This is a genomic window from Micromonospora sp. L31, assembly GCF_052068075.1.
GTDB classification, from domain to species: Bacteria; Actinomycetota; Actinomycetes; order Mycobacteriales; family Micromonosporaceae; genus Micromonospora; species Micromonospora purpureochromogenes.
In genome coordinates, this window is sequence record NZ_JBQHDC010000013.1 from 120,135 (window position 1) to 137,334 (window position 17,200).

Genomic DNA, 17,200 nt, shown 5'->3' on the forward strand with positions numbered 1-17,200 from the left:
GACACCTCATGGGCGCGGAGCCGTTGGAGATCTACCTCGAAGACCAGGACCTGGGGCGCAGCCTGCGGGAGGACGTGCGGGTCGGGCTGACCGCCGAGGAGAAGTGGCTGCCACCGAAGTGGTTCTACGACGCCCGGGGCAGCGAGCTGTTCGAGGAGATCACCCGGCTGCCCGAGTACTACCCGACCCGGGCCGAGCGGGCCGTGCTGGCCGAGCGGGCCACCGACATCGCCGAGCTGACCGGCGCGAAGACGCTGATCGAACTGGGCTCCGGTTCGTCGGAGAAGACCCGGCTGCTGTTGGACGCCTTCACCCGCCGGGGTGGGCTCGGCACCTTCGTGCCGCTGGACGTGTCCGTGAGCGCGCTGCGCCAGTCCACCGAGCAGATCGCCACCGACTACCCGGGTCTGCGGGTACGCGGCATCGTCGGCGACTTCACCCGCCAGCTCGACCGGCTGCCCACCGGCGGGCGGCGGCTGGTGGTCTTCCTCGGCGGCACCATCGGCAACCTGCTGCCGCCCGAACGGGCCGCGTTCCTGTCCGCGATGCGCGCGACGTTGGAGGCGGGCGACTGGCTGCTGATCGGCACCGACCTGGTCAAGGACCCGGCGGTGATCGTGCCGGCGTACGACGACGCGGCCGGGGTCACCGCCGAGTTCAACCGCAACGTGCTGCGGGTGGTCAACCGGGAGCTGGGCGCGGACTTCGACCCGGCGGCCTTCACCCACGTGGCGCGCTGGGACGCCGACCGGGAGTGGATCGAGATGCGGCTGCGGGCCCAGCGGGCGATGCGGGTCCGAGTGCTGGACCTGACGGTGGACTTCGCCGCGGGCGAGGAGCTGCGCACGGAGGTGTCGGCGAAGTTCCGGCCGGAGGGGATCGCCCGGGAGCTGGCGGCGGCCGGCTTCACCGTACGCGAGTTCTGGACCGACCCGGACGGCCTGTTCGGGGTGAACCTGGCCCGGGCCGACTGACCGGCGGCCGCCGCGCCGGCCCGCCGCGCGACCTCGGCGCCGGCCGGCGGCATACCCAGATCCACCGCCGGTGACCGGTGTGGACGGGAGGGCACCGCCCCGCACAGAGCGGTGGGCGCCCGTGATCGCCTCCCGTTTGCGGCGTGTCGCGGTGTCCGAGCCCGGCGATACCGCGCCACGCCGCAAACGGAGGCGATCAGGCGACGGTCGATCGAGGCGTGACGGTGAGTGGAAGACTCCACGCGGCGCCGACGCCCGAGCGCGGCGGCGGACGCTGGGCGGAGGGTTCGGGGCCGCGAGGGCGGCGAGGGCCGTGCGGAGGCTGCCCACGACGGGGGTGTGGCCCGCCGTGCCCGGCGCAGGGATCAAGCCTGACCGCCCGGAGCCGGGCACGGCGGGCCATACCCCACCCTCGGACCAGCGCAACGCATGGCCGGGCGGCCCGGCGCGCGGTGACCTGGGGCACCCGTCCGGGCTGGCGGCCGGCGTGATCGGCTAGGGTGAGGGCGCGAAGGGGAGTAGCCCCTAATGTCGTGGTCGACACACTGGTGCGTTCCGCATCCGGCCACGCGGCCCCACCCCGGTGGGGCGGGCGAGACCTTCGACTCAGGCTGTTGCAGCCGGGTCGAGGGCGCCCCCGTACCTCCTCCCGGCATGATCGGGAAGGTTCTCATGGACGGTTTTCTCGCCGCGCTGGTGATCAGCTTCGGTGTCATCTTCGTCGCCGAGCTGGGGGACAAGTCCCAGCTGATGGCGCTGACCTTCGCCACCCGCTTCAAGCCGGTCCCGGTGCTGATCGGCATCACCATCGCCACCGCGATCGTCCACCTGGCCTCGGTGGCCATCGGCTACGGGCTCAACGCGGCCCTGCCCACCGGCTGGATCTCGCTGATCGCCGGCCTGGCGTTCCTCGGCTTCGGCGTCTGGACGCTGCGCGGCGACAGGCTCACCGAGGAGGAGAAGCGCAAGGCGGAGAAGACCGGCAAGTCGGCCGTCATCGCGGTCGGTGTCGCGTTCTTCCTGGCCGAGCTGGGCGACAAGACGATGCTCGCCACCATCACGCTGGCCACCAAGTACGGCTGGTTCGGCACCTGGCTCGGCTCGACGCTGGGCATGGTGGCCGCCGACGCGCTGGCCATCCTGGTCGGCCGGATGCTGGGCCGGCACCTGCCGGAGAAGACCATCCGGTACGGCGCCGCCGTGCTCTTCGCCATCTGCGGTCTCTGGCTGATCCTGGAGGCGGTCGACCAGCTCTGACCCGGCCTAGCGCCGGCGGGGGCGGGTAACGCCCCCGGGTGGACCTGGACGAGTTCCTGCGCGAGGGCGACCGCATCGCGGTCACCTTGGTGGAGATCGCCGGAGCCGTGGTGATCTTCGTCGGCGCGCTCTGGGCGGCGCTGCGGTTCGTGGTTGAGGGACTGCGACACCGCAGCGCCGCCGTCTTCACCCCGATCCGGCTCTCCCTCGGCCGGTTCCTCACGCTCGGCCTCGAGTTCCAGCTCGCCGCGGACATCCTGCGTACCGCCGTGTCACCGACGTTCGACCAGATCGGGCAGCTGGCGGCCATCGCCACCATCCGGACCGCGCTGAACTTCTTCCTGCGCCGCGAGATCGCCCAGGAACAGCGGCAGGTCGGCGAGGCCGGGACGGAGCAGGGGAGCCGGACGTGAGGGAGGGCCTCGCCGACGTGGCGACCGCCCTCGCGCTGGGCAGCGGCGTGGTCGTCCTGCTCACCGTCCGTTCCTGGCGTACCGCGCTGCGGGTGCTGCTGGACCTGCTCGTCGCCGCCGGCCTGCTCCGGCTCGCCGTGGGCAGTGGTTGGACCGCGCTGGCGACCGCCGCGGCGATCATCCTGCTGCGCCAGCTCCTCTGGGCCGGGATCGCCGCCGGCCCGCCCGCCCCGGCACCGACTATCGCCGCCGCCCTGCGGGTAAGACGATCACGGCCTACCGTGAGCGGCAGGACGCAAAGCGAACATAGCGGGAGGATAACCCCATGAGCAGGCATGACGAGCCCAACGAGTACGGCTTCGCCGGTGGCGCCACCGCTCCCGAGCCGCCGCCGGGTGGCCGGATCGACGAGCAGGACCGCGCCGAGGCGGTCGCCGTGCCGGGCGACGACCTGACCGAGCCGTTCGCCGACGCGCTGGAGGAGACCGAGGGCGAAGACGGGGAGCGGGCCCGCGAGCGGCGCTGACCTCGCCGTACGTCCCTGACGCCGCCGCGGCGGCGGGCCCCATCGGGCTCCGCCGCCGCGGCGTCCTCGTCAGCGGGGTGAGGGCAGCATCGAGGACCGCACCGGCAGGTCCTCGCAGTACGCCGCCATCCACTTGATCAGCTCGTCCGCGTCGGCGTAGGGGTCGAGCCCGTGGACCTCCTCCGGGCTCAGCGAGGGCACTCGCACGTGCGAGATGAGCGGGTGCAGCGGCCGGCTGTCGACCTCGTCGACGCCGAACAGGTCCTCGTGCAGCTTCTCGCCGGGGCGCAGTCCGGTGAAGACGATCTCCGTCGGGCGGTCCGCCTCGGCGGCGAGCCGGCGCGCCACGTCGGCGATGCGCACCGGCTCGCCCATGTCGAGCACCAGCGCCTCCCCGCCGCGCCCGATGGTCGCCGCCTGGAGGACCAGCTGCACCGCCTCCTGCACGGTCATGAAGTAGCGGGTCACCTCGGGATGGGTGACCGTGATCGGCAACCCCGCCTCGACCTGCGCCTGGAAGGCGGTCAGCACCGAACCGCGGCTGCTGAGCACGTTGCCGAAGCGCACGCTGAGGAACGCCCCGCCGACCTGCTCGGCGTAGTGGGCGGTCAGCCGCTCGGTGATCCGCTTGGAGTAGCCGAGCACGCTGACCGGGTTGGCCGCCTTGTCGGTGGAGATGTTGACGAACTGGCTCACGTCCCGGCACGCCTCCAGCACGTTCAGGGTGCCGCGGACGTTGGTCTTGACCGCCTCCCCCGGGTGCCGTTGCAGCAGCGTCAGGTGCTTGAGGGCGGCGGCGTGGAAGACGATGTCCGGCTGCCGGTCGGCGACGATCCGGGCGATGCCGTCGGCGTCGCGGATGTCGGCGAGGATGAGTTCCGGCCCGTCCAGCAGCGCCCGGCCGTGCAGCGACATCTGCAGCGCGTGCAGGGCCGACTCGTCCCGGTCCAGCATCATCAGCTCGCCCGGCTCGCAGCGGGCGATCTGCCGGCACAGCTCCGAGCCGATCGAACCGCCCGCTCCGGTGACCAGCACCCGTCGGCCGGCCAGGCCGTTGCGCTCGATCATCAGCTCGGCCACCCGCTGCGCCCGCCCCAGCAGGTCGGTGAGCTGCAGGTCCCGGACGTCGGTGGCCCGCACCGGCCGGTCCAGCAGCTCCCGCACCGGGGGGAGCACCTTGAACGCGGCGCCCGCCTGCAACGTCCGGCGGCGTACGTCGCGCATCAGTTCGGCGTCCGAGCCGTCGATGGAGAAGATGATCGTGGTGGCCCCGGTGCGGCGTACCGCCTGCTCGATCTGCTCGCGGCCGCCCAGCACCCGGAGTCCCTCCAGGCGCAGCCCCTGTCGCTCGCGGTCGTCGTCGAGCAGGCCGACCGGCAGGTAGCTGCCGTCCGGGTCGCCGACCAGCACCCGTACGAGGCGTTCGCTCGCGGCGTCGACGCCGTAGATCAGGGCCCGCTCCGCGCCCCGGACCGGGCGGTCGTCGCGATCGCGCCGCCACCGGTAGCCGGCCCGCCCGCCGGCCATCACCAGCAGGGCCACCGCCCCGCCGGTCACCGGGACGCTGGCCGGCACCGGCCGTTCGGTGAGCGTAACCAGGGCGGCCAACATCACGGCGGCGGCAAGGAGGGTGGTCAGGGCCAGGTCACGGGCCTCGCCGATGCTGCCGATCGGGTGGCGGCCACGGGCGGTGGAGCGCACCTGCTCGATGGCGGCGTGCACCACCGCGCAGACGGCGGCGGTGCCCAACGCGAGGGCGCACTGCTGTGGGGTCAGGCCGAATTCGTACCTGGCCCAGGCGGCCACCAGAAATCCAGCGCACCATGCGCCGGTGTCGAGCGTTAGCAGAGACAGGGTCTTCGCACGTCGGGTGACCCAGTCGCGTCGCGGGATGTTCGTGCGGGTTAAGGAGGCTGCATCGTCCATTGGTGTCCTCTGCGTTTATCGCCTGATTGTGAGGATTAAGGTCTCCGGGGATGTTCGATCGCTTACATTCGTTTGGTCACTTCACGGCAAGCTTGCGACGAATAGATCCTGTCATGTCGTTTGGGGAGTATTGGGGGATTTCGTGCAGTTTCACCGGCTAGTTGTCCCGGCGGAACGGAGAGCGTGATGGACGTACGCACCTACCTGCGCCTGGTCCGCCGCCACTGGTGGATCGTCCTGGTCACGCTGATGGTGGCGATCGGCTCGGCCGCGCTGATCACGGTCCGCACGCCACCCCGGTACGTGGCCTCCGTGACCTTCTTCGTCACCACGCCGAGCCAGGGCGTCACCGACGCCTACCAGGGCGGCCTCTTCCTTCAGCAGCGCGTGAAGTCCTACGCCGACCTGCTCCGCAGCGACCGCCTGGCGCAGAGCGTGGTGGCCGAGACGCAGGTCGGCCTCACCGCCGACGACGTGCAGCGCCGCCTCCGCGCCTCCACCGAGACCGGCACCGTGCTGTTGCGCGCCACCGTCACCGACACGGATCAGACCCGGGCGATGAGGGTGACCGAGACGCTCGCGGCGAAGTTCGTGGAGCTGGTGCAGAAGGTCGAGACGCCGGCCGAGGGGCGGGCCGCTCCCATCAAGATCGAGGTGGTCAGTGGTCCCCGGGTGAGTTCGAGCCCGGTCTCGCCGCAGCCCACCCGCAACCTGATCGTCGGCGGCCTGGTCGGTCTGCTGCTCGGCGCCGCGCTGGCCGTGCTGCGCGGCCTGGTCGACGTCCGGCTGCGCGACGCCGCCGGGCTGCAACGGGTCACCGGCAGCCCGCTGCTGGGCGAGATCCCGTTCGAGGCCGGCGCGAAGGCGGCGCCGCTCATCGTCGGCGATGCGGCGACCTCCGGCCGCGCCGAGGCGGTCCGCAAGCTGCGGACGAACCTGCGGTTCGTGGACGTGCACGAGCCGGCCCGGGTCATCGCGGTCACCAGCGCCCTGCAGGGCGAGGGCAAGACGACCATGTCCTGCAACCTGGCCATCGCGCTGGCCGAGGCGGGCTGGCGGGTGCTGCTGGTCGACGCCGACCTGCGCCGGCCGAAGGTCGCCGACTACCTGGGCCTCGACGGCGGCGTCGGCCTGACCGACGTGCTCGTCGGCGACGTACAGGTCGGCGACGTGGTGCAGCGCTGGGGCGACAAGTCGCTGTTGGTGCTGCCGAGCGGCTCGGCGCCGCCGAACCCGAGCGAGCTGCTCGGCTCGAAGGCCATGGCGGACCTGCTGCTCGCGCTGCGCGAGTCGGCGGACATCGTGGTCATCGACACCGCACCGCTGCTGGCCGTCACCGACGGCGTGGTGGTCGCCGTGCAGGCCGACGGCGCGCTGCTCGTCACCCAGCAGGGGCGCACCTCGCGGAGCCAGGTCGCCGCGGCGGCCCAGTCGCTACACGCGGTCTCGGTACGCCTGCTCGGCTGCGTGCTGAACATGACCAAGGTGGCCAAGGCCGACGCCTACCAGTACGAGGCGTACCGGATCGCCACCACCGGCAAGACCAAGGTTCCCGCGGACCGGGCACCGGCGGCCCGCCACGGCGAGTCGCACGGGGTCGACGGGGTCACCGATCGCACGCAGGAACTCACCCGGCTGCGCCGATGAGCGCCACCGCTGGTCGTACGGCCGGCCGGCCGTGGCTGGGAGCACCGGGATCGTCCGCGCCGGGGGCGGCGGGTTGCCGCCGTCCCCGGGCGCGGGCGGCGGCCGCCAGCACGACGCGCCGCGGCCTGTCGACCCGCTCCGGCAGCGGGTCGGCCGCCCCGCCGAGTTCACCGCCGAGGGGGACCCGCTGATGAGGGTGGGCATCCTGTCGTACCACTTCCCACCCGAACCGGCCTTCATCCCGGGCAGCCTCGCCCAGGAACTGGCCGCCCGCGGGCACGAGGTACGGGTGCTGACCGGCTTCCCCGACTATCCGGGCGGGCACGTCTATCCGGGCTGGCGGCAACGCTGGGGGCACCTGACGCGCAGCGAGCGGCTGACCGTGCGACGGGTGCCACGGTACGCCGGCGGCGACGGCTCCACGGGCGCCCGGATGGCCAGTCATCTCTCCTTCGCGGGCAGCGTGGCGATGGTGGGACGCCGCTACCTGGCCGACGTTGACGTGCTGTACGTCTTCCAGCTCCCGGCGACGACGTTCGCCACCGCCGCGCTGATGAGGATGCTCGGCCGGGTGCCCACCGTCCTGCACGTGCAGGACCTCTGGCTGGAGGAAGACGTGGTCGGCGCGCAGCGGCAGCGCCGGCCGGGACGGACCGCCAGCACCATGCGTCGGGTGCTGCGCGAGGCGGACGCCCTGGCCGTCACGGCCCCGTCCATGCGGGACATGGTGCTCGCGGACGGGGTCGACGCCGACCGTGTGCGGGTGGTGCTCAACTGGACCGACGAGCAGATCTTCCAGCCGGTACGACCCAGCCGCGCCGCGCAGGGGTTCGTCCGGCGCGACGGCCGGTGCGTGGTCATGCACGCCGGCACGATCGGGGTACGGCAGGGGCTCGAGACGGCGGTCCGGGCGGCGGCGGCGCTCGACGGTCGGACGGACCTGGTGCTGGTGGGCTCGGGCGCGGAGGAGCGGCGGGTGCGGGGGCTCGCCGCCGAGTTGCGGGCGGAGAACGTCCGCTTCGTGGAGCGCCGGTCGCCGGTCGACATGCCGGAGCTGTACGCGGCCGCCGACTATCAGCTGGTCATGCTCCGCGACCTGCCCGAGCTGCGCGGCACCGTGCCCGGCAAGCTGCAGGCCGCGCTCGCCTGCGCGGCGCCGGTGATCGCCTCCGCCGGCGGGGACACCGTGGAGCTGGTGGAGCGCGCGCGGGCGGGGCTGTCCTGCCCGCCCGAGGACTGGGCCACGCTGGCCGACCGGTTCTGGCTTGCCTCGACCATTCCGTCCGCGGCCCGCTCCGAGATGGGGCGGCGGGGACGAGAGACGTATCTGCGGGAGATGTCGCTGCGGGCGGGTGTCGACCGGGTGGAGGAAATGCTGAACCAGGTGGCCGTCGCGCGGCATCGCAGGTGATCACCCGAACGATCCTCGCGCCACATCTTTTACGCCACCAAAGCGGTGAAATCGCCAGGCCAGCTGCGTGGTTCGTGCTAGAAAATTGACGAATCGTAATTTTGTCCGTTTCTGAGTGGAGAGTGGTGTGACCGAGAGCGGTGTGTCGCGTCGCAGTCGGAGGCGCTTGCGACGACGGACCAGGGCGCGAATCCGGCAAGCGTCGCTCGCCGGACTCGTGGTCGGATCCCTGCTCCTGACGGGCGCCGGGTGGGTCGGGTTCCGGGCTTGGCAGGCGCGGGCGCACCTGCTCAACGCCGCCGGTCTGGCCCGTGAGCTCAGCGCGCAGATCGTCGGCGGGGACGCCGTCCGGGCGCAGCGCACGCTCGCCGCACTGCAGGAGCAGGCCGGGGCGGCCCGCGACGCCACCGGTGACCCGGGCTGGTGGCTGGGGCAGCGCTCCCCGTACGCCGGTGACGACCTCGGGGCGGTGCGCCAGATCGCGGTGGCCATCGACGATCTCGCCAGGCGGGCCTTCCCCACGCTGGTGGGGACCGATCTCGCCACCCTGGTGCCGAAAGAGGGGCGCCTGGACGTGGGTCGGCTGCGGGCGGTCTCGACCGAGTTGGCCGACGTGAACACCGTCGTCCGGGAGACCCGGACCCGCCTCGACGCGGTGCCGACGACCGACCTGGTCGGACAAATACGCACGGCCCTGACCGACCTGCGGGCGGAGATCGACCGGCTGGCCGGCCTGACCGGAGCGGCCGACCAGGGGGCGAAGGTGCTCCCGGCGCTGCTCGGGGCAGACGGGCCCCGCACCTACCTGCTCGTCTCGCAGAACCCGGCGGAGCTGCGCGCCACCGGCGGCATGTGGGGAGCGTACGCGGTGATCCGTGCCGACGGCGGTCGGGTGGAGATCGTCACCCAGGGCAGCGCGGGGGTGGACCTGAGGCGGTTCGATCCGCCGGTCGCCACGCTCCCGGACGAGATGCGCCGGCTCTACACCGACCTGCCCGCGATCTATCCGGCGGACGTCAACCTGACCCCGCACTTCCCGACCGCGGCGAAGCTCTACCGGGAAATGGTCCGGCTCCGTACCGGCACCACCGTCGACGGTGTGTTGGCGGTCGATCCGGTGGCGCTGTCGTACCTGCTGGCCGCGACCGGCCCGGTCGCGGTGCCGGGCGGGCCGAAGCTCGCCGCCGACACGGTCGTCCGCACGTTGCTCTCCGAGACCTACCAGAGCATGGGCCTGAAGGAGCAGGACGCCTACTACGCGGCGGCCGCCGCCGCCGTCTTCGACGCGTTTCTTGCCGCGAAAGTCAACCCAAAGGCTGTTTTGTCCGCTTTTGACCGCTCTATAGCGGAAAGAAGGATATTGTTCTGGAGTGCCCGGTCAGGAGAACAGCGCATCTTCGGCGAAAGCCGGGTGAGCGGGATCCTGCCCGAGCACGAGACGGTGCCCAGCGTGGGGGTGTTCCTCAACGACGGCAGCGGCGCGAAGCTCGGCTACTACCTGAAGCCGACGGCGCAACTGACCGTCGGTGAGTGCCAGGGCGAGGGCCGCCGTCAGCTGCGCCTGCGGTTCAGCCTGCGTTCCTCGGCGCCGACGTCCGGCCTGAACAGGTCGGTGCTCGGTGCTGGGAAGGCCGGCGACCCGTACACCATCCGCACGTTGGTGTACGTCTTCAGCCCCGCCGACGGTGCCGTGGTGGGCGCCCGGATCGACGGGGCGGACGCTGCCCTGGGCAGCGGCACCGAGCGGCGCCGGCAGGTGGGCGTGGCGAACGTCGAGGTCCCGCCCGGGGCCACCCGGACGCTCGACGTCGACCTGCTGACCGGCAGGAACACCGCCGGTACGCCCGAGCTCTGGCTCACCCCCACAGCCACCCCATGGACCACCCAAGTTGTTTCCGCACCAAGCTGCAACCAGTAGGAGGAGACCACCATGCGGCTATCCCGCATCATCATGGCGCTCACGGCCGGCCTGGCCGTCGTGCTGGCGCCGACCGCGGCGGGGGCGGCGCAGCCGCAGCCGGCCCTTGGCGCGCCCCAGCCACCGCCCGACGACTACGTGCCGAAGCCGGGCTGCCTGAAGGTGAACCGGACCACGATCAAGATCGGCGAGACCGTGGTGCTCAGGGGCACCGGCTTCGGTCCCAACCAGACGGTCGACATCGACGTGAGCCGAGCCCCGGGGCACCTCACCGCGCAGACCAACGCGGCGGGCCAGTTCACCGTGTCCTTCCGGCCGACCGAAATCGGCAATTACACCTTCACCGCGGCCGGCTGCAAGTTCAGCGCCTTCCTCAAGGTGCTGCCGAAGAAGAAGCACGACGGGAGGCACGACGGGAAGGACGACGGGAAGCACCTCCCCGTGACCGGTGACAGCATGGGCACCCCGCTCAAGGTCGGCGGCGGTCTCGTCGGCGCCGGGGCGGTCCTGATGCTGGGCAGCCTGGTGTGGCGCCGGCGCAACCGCTTCGGCATGGGGTCGCCACGCTGATCCCGTACGCCGGGCAGGGCCCGGAACAGTGAGGACGGGCGCCCGTCGGAGGATTCCGGCGGGCGCCCGCACGTGTTCCGGCGCTCACGTGCACATGCCGCCCGGTCAGGGCCGCGCGTCCGGCGACCCGTCGTCGCCCGGCAGCGGCACCGGCTCCGGTACGTCGGTCAGGTCGTGCCGCATGTCCGTGGCGGCCCGGCGCAGCGTCAGGCCCCCGGCGACCAGCGCGGCGGCCAGGGCGTCGTCCGGCGTTTTTAGTCGCGCGCCGGCGAGATCCCGGCGCGCCTGGGCGGCGAGCACCCGCACGTCCGCTCCCGGCAGCGGTGTCACCTCCCCGGCCACGCGTTCACCGTCGTCGTCGCGCAGCCGCAGCCGGGCCAGCGGCGTGCCGTCGGCGGTGCTCAGCAGGTGCCCGGCGGATGCTCCGGGGTCGGGGTGTAGCGGCATCCCCGCACCGTAGTGGCGGGACGGGTGCCCGCTCCACCGGGTTCGCCGCGACTCCGGCCGACCGTGCCCGGCGTGATTCCTCCGCTGCACCCCGCCGGTGCCGGCTGAGCTGCGCCGGCACGATAGCGTCGCGGCGATGCGTACGCCTTCCGGACCAGCCACCCTGACCACGGCCGAGCGCGCGATCGATGCCCGCTTCCGCGCGATCCTCACCCGACTGCCCCGGCGCGGACCGACCGCCTGGCTGACCGAGTTCGCGGTCTTCGGGCTCAAACAGGCCTGGGCGTGCGTGTTCGGTGGGGCGATCCTGGCGGTCATTTTCGCGGCGCATCTGTGGTACCCGGAGGACGCGCCGCTCGCCCGCAACGACTTCCTGACCCTCGCCGCGGTCGTCATCCAGATCGCGATGGTGGCCGGACGTCTGGAAACCCTGCGTGAACTGCGGGTGGTGCTGCTGTTCCACCTCGTCGGCACGGCGATGGAGCTGTTCAAGACGTACGTCGGCTCGTGGTCCTACGCGCCCGACGGCATTCTGCGGCTCGGGGCGGTGCCGCTGTTCAGCGGCTTCATGTATGCCGCGGTCGGCTCCTACATGGTCCGGGTCAACCGGCTGTTCGACCTGCGCTTCGTGCGATACCCGAGGCGCTGGGTGACGGCTGTCGTGGCTGCGGCGATCTATGCCAACTTCTTCACCAACCACTACGTCCGGGACGTGCGATGGCTGCTCATGGCCGTCGTCGCTCTGGTGTTCGGGCGCTGTGTCATGCAGTTCCGCATCTTCCGGTTCCGGTGGCGCATGCCGCTCCTGCTGGCCTTCTTCCTCGTCGCCGTCTTCATCTGGCTCGCGGAGAACATCGCCACCTGGTCGCAGGCCTGGCTGTATCCCAGCCAGCTGGGCGGTTGGCAACCGGTCTCGGCGACGAAGCTCGCGTCGTGGTTCCTCCTCATGATCATCTCGGTGGTGCTGGTCACCTGGATCTCGCCGCCGCAGCCGCCCGACGACGGATCGCCGGCCGCGGCGGTGGGTGCCGACGTGGCCGAGCGTCCCCCGGTGGCCCCGACGACGGGCGGTTCGCAGAATCTGGCCACGGGCCTGGGCCATCACGGGCGGCACGAGCGGTAAGCCACTGCCGCCTGTCCCTCACTGGGCGCGTTCGGACGGTTGGGCGTCGCCTGCGACCTCGGTCGTCGCAGGCCGCGATGTCCGGTCAGGTGCGGGCTGTCCGGATCCGCTCACGGGCGATGTCCGGTATCAGGTGGCGACCGTGCGCGGTGTCCTGTGACCGGCGGCACCTCGGCGACGGAATGGTGGCGGGGCCGGCGTCGTTACATCCTCCGTACGACCGCAGCAGGAACCCCGCTGGCCTGGCCCGATGAGGTGGCCGACGCGGGATGCGGGGCCCCGGAATGATGGCGGGCCGCCGGTCGTTACACATGGTCCCGGCGCCACGAGCCCCCCCGCTCGCGATGACCTGCCGGGCAGAGACTTTCCCCCTTGTGATCTTTTGAGCGCCCTGTCGTGGTGCTTGCGCCCTGCTCGACCCCCGTCGAGTCGTGGCGCCAACCCCCGAAGGAGCTACTCCATGAACACGATGATGCGTAAGAGCGTTCTCGGTATCGCTGGTCTGGCTGTCGCCGGTGGTCTCGCCGCCGGTCCGCTGAACCACGGCACCACCGACACGGTCGACACCCGGGCCGCCGCCGTCGCGGTGCGGGCGGACAAGCCGGCCGTGGACAAGAGCAAGCTGATCCCGCACGGCGTGCAGGGCGAGCAGTCCCGCATCGACCTGGGCGACGAGCAGACCGCCAACGTCAAGGCGATCATCGCGGCGACGAAGAAGTCGGGCATGGACGAGCGGGCCGCCGTGGTCGCGATCGCCACGTCGCTGCAGGAGTCGAAGCTGGAGAACCTGGGTCACCTGGGTGAGCGCAACGACCACGACTCGCAGGGCCTGTTCCAGCAGCGCCCCTCCAGCGGTTGGGGCACGGTTGAGCAGATCACCGACCCGGAGTACTCGACGATGGCGTTCCTGAAGGGTCTGAAGCAGGTCGACGGTTGGCAGGACATGCCGCTGACCAAGGCCGCGCAGACCGTGCAGGTCTCGGCCTACCCGTTCCACTACGCGCAGTGGGAGCGGCAGGCTGCCGACCTGGTCGCCGAGCACTGGAACAGCTGAACCACGTGAACGACACGCTGGCCGGCACCCCGAGCGGGGTGCCGGCCAGCGGCGTGTCCGGGTCCGGTCAGGGGCACGCGGAGTAGAGCCGACGGGTGCCCACGCCGGCGGCGTACGCGGCCCGGTCGCTGAACCGGCAGCCGAAGTCCGCCGCCGCGACCGCCTTCGGGTCGGTGACCGCGTCGCCGCCGGGGCGGGCGCCGGTGCGTACCCAGGACACCAGGTCGTCCCAGGCGGCGCCGGCCTCGGCCGGGGTGAACTCGCAGTGCTGGCTGGCCCGGATGGCCCGCTGCACGACCAGCCGGCTGCGGCCGTGCCACGCCGCGTCGCGGGCGTACGCCTGCTCCATCGAGAACGGCACGAACAGGTCACCCAGGTCGTGCAGGCTGAGTACCGGGGCGGTGGGCCGCCCGGCGATCCGCGGCACCTCGGTCAGGGTGGGGGAGAGCCGCTGCCGGACGTTCTCCGGCGCGACCCGCTGGACGGCGGCGTTGACGTTCACCGGCGTGTTCGGGGTGTAGCGGGTGAGCAGGTTGGTGGCGAGCTGCCCCGGTCGCTGGGCGGGGGAGTCGCCACCGTTGGTGGTGCTGATCCCGAAGAGGAAGTCCTTCCAGACCGCGAAGGCCCGATCCGCGCCCGGACGCGGGCCGCCGGAACGGTTGATGACGATCTCCCGGAACTGCTTGCCGCGCTCGTTGGTGGTGTCCGGCCCGGTCGGGGTGAGCCCGGCGAGGCCGAGGGCCACCTGGATCCGCGGCACCGCGTTGGTCAGGTAGTCCGGCGGCGTGGGGTAGGCGCGCACCCCGGCGAGGGCCTGCGCGACCAGGTTGTAGTCGAGGAAGAAGTCGAGCAGCTGGTGGTCGCCCAGGACGCCGCACATCGGCAGCGCCCCGTCGTAGTAGCCGGGGTACTGCTCCAGCGAGCGGCCGATGATGTAGCCCCCCATCGACACCCCGGTCAGGTACGTCCGGTGTGGCCGTCGCACGGTCCCGGCGAAGAGGTCGGCCAGCTCCCGGGTGCTGACCACGCCGGAGCGGATGTCGAAGCCGTTGGTGGTGTACGACGACGCCGCCCAGGCGTACCCCTGCTCCAGCAGGCGTTGCCGCAGGCCGTAATTGGGGGTCTCCGGGGAGAGCACGGTGGTCTGGCCCCGGTAGCCGTGCGCCCACATGACCAGCTCGCCGTTCCACGCCGGCGGGATCTCGATGATGTAGCCGGCGTGCCGGTGCACGCCCTGCCGGACGGTCGACGGGGTGCCCCGCACGTCGAGCGGCGCGAGCGGCGGGTTGCTGATGGTGTAGCCGGGCAGTGGCTGGGAGCCGTCGCCGTCACGGTCGGCGGCGACGGCGGGCGCCGCGCCGGCGAGCCCGACGGTCAGGGCGAGGGTGGCGCCGGCGGCGAGCAGGCGGCGGACGAGTCGGGTGGATGAGGACAGCATCGATGCTCCCCCGGGGACGGTGCCGCCCCAGTGTGCGGGCGGCCAGGCGGGACGGTGCCTACCGGCCGGTAGCGCCCTGAAGCTAGGCCCCGCCGTCGAATACTGTCAATGCCCTCCTGACCGAACGGTCAGCCGATGTGGACTGACCGCCCGGTCCGGGGGATCGGCTCAGACCAGGCCGTGCGCGAGCATCGCCTCGGCGACCCGGCGGAAGCCGTTGATGTTGGCGCCGGCCACGTAGTCGCCCGGCAGGCCGTACTCCTCGGCGGTGGCCCAGCAGCGGGCGTGGATGTCCCGCATGGTCTCCCGCAACCGCTGCTCCGACTGGGCGAACGTCCACGAGTCCCGGCTGGCGTTCTGCTGCATCTCCAGCGCACTCACCGCCACGCCGCCGGCGTTGGCCGCCTTGCCCGGGGCGAACCTCACCCCGGCCCGGCCGAGGATGCGCACCGCCTCCGGGGTGGTCGGCATGTTCGCCCCCTCGACCACCGCCACGCAGCCGCCGGCGACCAGCGCCGCGGCCTCCGCGCCGCCGATCTCGTTCTGCGTCGCGCAGGGCAGGGCCAGGTCGCAGGGAACCTCCCAGACGGTACGGCCGGAGACCGCCACCGCGTGCGGCACGTGCCGCACGTAGTCGTCCAGCCGGACCCGGCGCTGCTCCTTCAGCTCCCGCAGCAGCTCCAGGTCGATGCCCTTCTCGTCCAGCACGTAGCCGTCCGAGTCGGAGCAGGCCACCACCGTCCCGCCGAGCTGGTGCACCTTCTCGATCGCGTACGTCGCCACGTTGCCCGAACCGGAGACGACCACCCGCTTGCCGTCCAGGCTGTCCCCGGTCTGCGCGAGCATCTCCTCGGCGAAGAACACCGCGCCGTACCCGGTCGCCTCGGTGCGTACCTGCGCGCCCCCGTACGACAGGCCCTTGCCGGTCAGCACCCCCGACTCGTACCGGTTGGTGATCCGCTTGTACTGCCCGAACAGGTAGCCGATCTCCCGGCTGCCCACCCCGATGTCCCCGGCGGGCACGTCGGTCTGCTCGCCGATGTGCCGGTACAGCTCCGTCATGAAGCTCTGACAGAAGCGCATCACCTCGCGGTCCGAGCGGCCCTTCGGATCGAAGTCCGCCCCACCCTTGCCGCCGCCGATCGGCAGGCCGGTCAGCGCGTTCTTGAAGATCTGCTCGAAGCCGAGGAACTTGACGATTCCCAGGTAGACCGACGGATGGAAGCGCAGGCCACCCTTGAACGGGCCGAGCGCGCTGTTGAACTCCACCCGGAATCCCCGGTTGACCCGGACCCGGCCGTGGTCGTCCTCCCACGGCACCCGGAAGATGACCTGCCGCTCCGGCTCGCAGATCCGCTCGATGATCCGCGCCCGCGCGTACTCGGGGTGACGGGCCAGGGCAGGGCCGATGCTCTCCAGCACCTCCCGTACCGCCTGGTGGAACTCCGGTTCGCCCGGGTTCCGGCTGACCACACTGGCGAACACCGACTCGACGGCCTCCGGCATCACACCGCACGTCCCTTCCGGTCCAGTTGGCGGCCTCGTCGCCACCACCGGGCCGGCGTCATCCCGCCGACCGTCCCCGGATACGGATCGTCACCCCTGTCCGGTTCACTGATCCGATGGACGAGTCGATCTGGAACGCCGTACGGGCCTCGCGGGGCTGGCTGGACGCCGCCAACGGCACCGGGCAGGCGGAGTTGACCTGCCGCATCCTCAAGCTCACCGAGGAGGCCGGCGAGGCGGCCGGCGCCTGGATCGGCGTGCTCGGCCAGAACCCGCGCAAGGGGGTCACCCACACCCGCGAGGACGTCGCCGCCGAACTCGCCGACGTGGTCTTCACCGCGCTGGTCGCCATCGAGAGCCTCGGGCTCGACGCCCGGTCGGTGGTCGCCGAGTGCGCGGCCAAGGTCAGCGCCCGCACCTCCTGACCCGCACGGTCCGCGCCGCCCCGGCCACCCCTGACCGGGTACGCGGGCCGCCCCGCCCCAGCCCGTCGCCGAGCTGTCGCCTCTTCGCGATTTGCGGTGTGTCGCGGGAACGGGGGCGCGGGATCGCGCGACACGCCGCAAACGGCGTGCGCCCTGGGAGGCAGCCGGGCGCCGGTTGCCGGAGTGCAGGCAGCCGGCGTACTGAGGGCGGCGGCTAACTAAAGGCGGCAAGCGGGGACTGTCCTGTTCCGGTCGCTGGCCGTGGGCGGGTTGTCCGATTCCGGCGGGATCGGCGTGCCCGGATGTCGGGCTCCGGTTGGGCCTCCGCGTGCCGGATGTCCGATTATCGGCCACTGTGCGTGCCCGGATGTCGGGTCTGGGCTAGCTGGTCCGGGTCGTCCCGTGACCGGGGGCACCCCGGCGGTGGAATGGTGGCCGGGCCGGGGTCGTTACATCACCTGGACGATCGCAGCAGCACCCCCGCCGGCCGTGGCCGGCCCCGGGATGCGGGCCGCCGGAATGATGGTGGGCCGCCGGTCGTTACACCTGGTCCCGGCGCCGTGAG

The 17,200-nt window shown here is 72.1% G+C and carries 16 protein-coding genes; 12 read left to right on the plus strand and 4 right to left on the minus strand.

The annotated features are described in order from the left end of the window. The first annotated feature begins 8 nt into the window (after positions 1–8). From egtD to ACTMS9_RS27160, 5 genes are all read left to right on the plus strand, one after another. Positions 9–974, plus strand: coding sequence for an L-histidine N(alpha)-methyltransferase (gene egtD, locus ACTMS9_RS27140; protein WP_441166324.1), 966 nt, complete (start codon positions 9–11; stop codon positions 972–974). Between the two features lie 672 nt (positions 975–1,646). Further along, the gene (locus ACTMS9_RS27145; protein WP_441166325.1) at positions 1,647–2,231 is read left to right on the plus strand and encodes a TMEM165/GDT1 family protein; all 585 of its coding nucleotides are present in this window, start codon (positions 1,647–1,649) and stop codon (positions 2,229–2,231) included. 38 nt (positions 2,232–2,269) lie between these two features. Next, positions 2,270–2,644 carry a DUF1622 domain-containing protein gene (locus ACTMS9_RS27150; protein WP_441166326.1) on the plus strand — a complete coding sequence of 125 codons (375 nt, stop codon included), beginning with the start codon at positions 2,270–2,272 and terminating at the stop codon, positions 2,642–2,644. Further along, positions 2,641–2,973 (plus strand): hypothetical protein, encoded by a 333-nt coding sequence (locus ACTMS9_RS27155; RefSeq protein ID WP_441166327.1) that lies wholly within the window; start codon positions 2,641–2,643, stop codon positions 2,971–2,973. Before ACTMS9_RS27150 ends, ACTMS9_RS27155 begins: the two co-directional genes overlap by 4 nt. Continuing rightward, a complete protein-coding gene (locus ACTMS9_RS27160; RefSeq protein WP_154936558.1) occupies positions 2,970–3,170 on the plus strand; it encodes a hypothetical protein in 201 nt (66 codons plus the stop codon). Before ACTMS9_RS27155 ends, ACTMS9_RS27160 begins: the two co-directional genes overlap by 4 nt. A gap of 69 nt (positions 3,171–3,239) precedes the next feature. Here the strand turns inward: ACTMS9_RS27160 and ACTMS9_RS27165 are convergent, their stop codons facing one another. Beyond that, the gene (locus tag ACTMS9_RS27165; RefSeq protein ID WP_441148668.1) at positions 3,240–5,096 is read right to left on the minus strand and encodes a polysaccharide biosynthesis protein; all 1,857 of its coding nucleotides are present in this window, start codon (positions 5,094–5,096) and stop codon (positions 3,240–3,242) included. 186 nt (positions 5,097–5,282) lie between these two features. On the opposite strand from ACTMS9_RS27165, the gene ACTMS9_RS27170 reads away from it, so the two are divergent. From ACTMS9_RS27170 to ACTMS9_RS27185, 4 genes are all read left to right on the plus strand, one after another. Next, entirely contained in the window at positions 5,283–6,743 is a 1,461-nt protein-coding gene (locus ACTMS9_RS27170; protein ID WP_441148667.1) for a polysaccharide biosynthesis tyrosine autokinase, read from the plus strand. A gap of 190 nt (positions 6,744–6,933) precedes the next feature. After that, entirely contained in the window at positions 6,934–8,154 is a 1,221-nt protein-coding gene (locus tag ACTMS9_RS27175; protein ID WP_441148766.1) for a glycosyltransferase family 4 protein, read from the plus strand. Between the two features lie 217 nt (positions 8,155–8,371). After that, entirely contained in the window at positions 8,372–10,072 is a 1,701-nt protein-coding gene (locus ACTMS9_RS27180) for a DUF4012 domain-containing protein (RefSeq protein WP_441148666.1), read from the plus strand. Between the two features lie 12 nt (positions 10,073–10,084). After that, on the plus strand, positions 10,085–10,642 hold the full coding sequence (locus ACTMS9_RS27185) for a hypothetical protein (protein WP_441148665.1): 558 nt from the start codon (positions 10,085–10,087) through the stop codon (positions 10,640–10,642). 105 nt (positions 10,643–10,747) lie between these two features. On the opposite strand, the gene ACTMS9_RS27190 is transcribed toward ACTMS9_RS27185, so the two are convergent. Next, complete coding sequence (locus tag ACTMS9_RS27190) at positions 10,748–11,089, minus strand: hypothetical protein (protein ID WP_441166328.1); 342 nt, start codon at positions 11,087–11,089, stop codon at positions 10,748–10,750. Between the two features lie 136 nt (positions 11,090–11,225). On the opposite strand from ACTMS9_RS27190, the gene ACTMS9_RS27195 reads away from it, so the two are divergent. Continuing rightward, the gene (locus ACTMS9_RS27195; RefSeq protein WP_441166334.1) at positions 11,226–12,212 is read left to right on the plus strand and encodes a DUF817 domain-containing protein; all 987 of its coding nucleotides are present in this window, start codon (positions 11,226–11,228) and stop codon (positions 12,210–12,212) included. A gap of 460 nt (positions 12,213–12,672) precedes the next feature. After that, positions 12,673–13,266, plus strand: coding sequence for a hypothetical protein (locus ACTMS9_RS27200; protein ID WP_441166329.1), 594 nt, complete (start codon positions 12,673–12,675; stop codon positions 13,264–13,266). 67 nt (positions 13,267–13,333) lie between these two features. Here ACTMS9_RS27200 and ACTMS9_RS27205 read toward each other — a convergent pair whose 3' ends face one another. Continuing rightward, on the minus strand, positions 13,334–14,704 hold the full coding sequence (locus ACTMS9_RS27205) for a hypothetical protein (RefSeq protein ID WP_441166330.1): 1,371 nt from the start codon (positions 14,702–14,704) through the stop codon (positions 13,334–13,336). Positions 14,705–14,872: 168 nt separating this feature from the next. Further along, positions 14,873–16,210 carry an NADP-specific glutamate dehydrogenase gene (gdhA, locus tag ACTMS9_RS27210; protein ID WP_350797739.1) on the minus strand — a complete coding sequence of 446 codons (1,338 nt, stop codon included), beginning with the start codon at positions 16,208–16,210 and terminating at the stop codon, positions 14,873–14,875. A gap of 116 nt (positions 16,211–16,326) precedes the next feature. Here gdhA and ACTMS9_RS27215 point away from each other — a divergent pair, with 116 nt between their 5' ends. Continuing rightward, positions 16,327–16,635 (plus strand): MazG-like family protein, encoded by a 309-nt coding sequence (locus ACTMS9_RS27215; RefSeq protein WP_441166331.1) that lies wholly within the window; start codon positions 16,327–16,329, stop codon positions 16,633–16,635. The last annotated feature ends 565 nt before the right edge of the window (positions 16,636–17,200 follow it).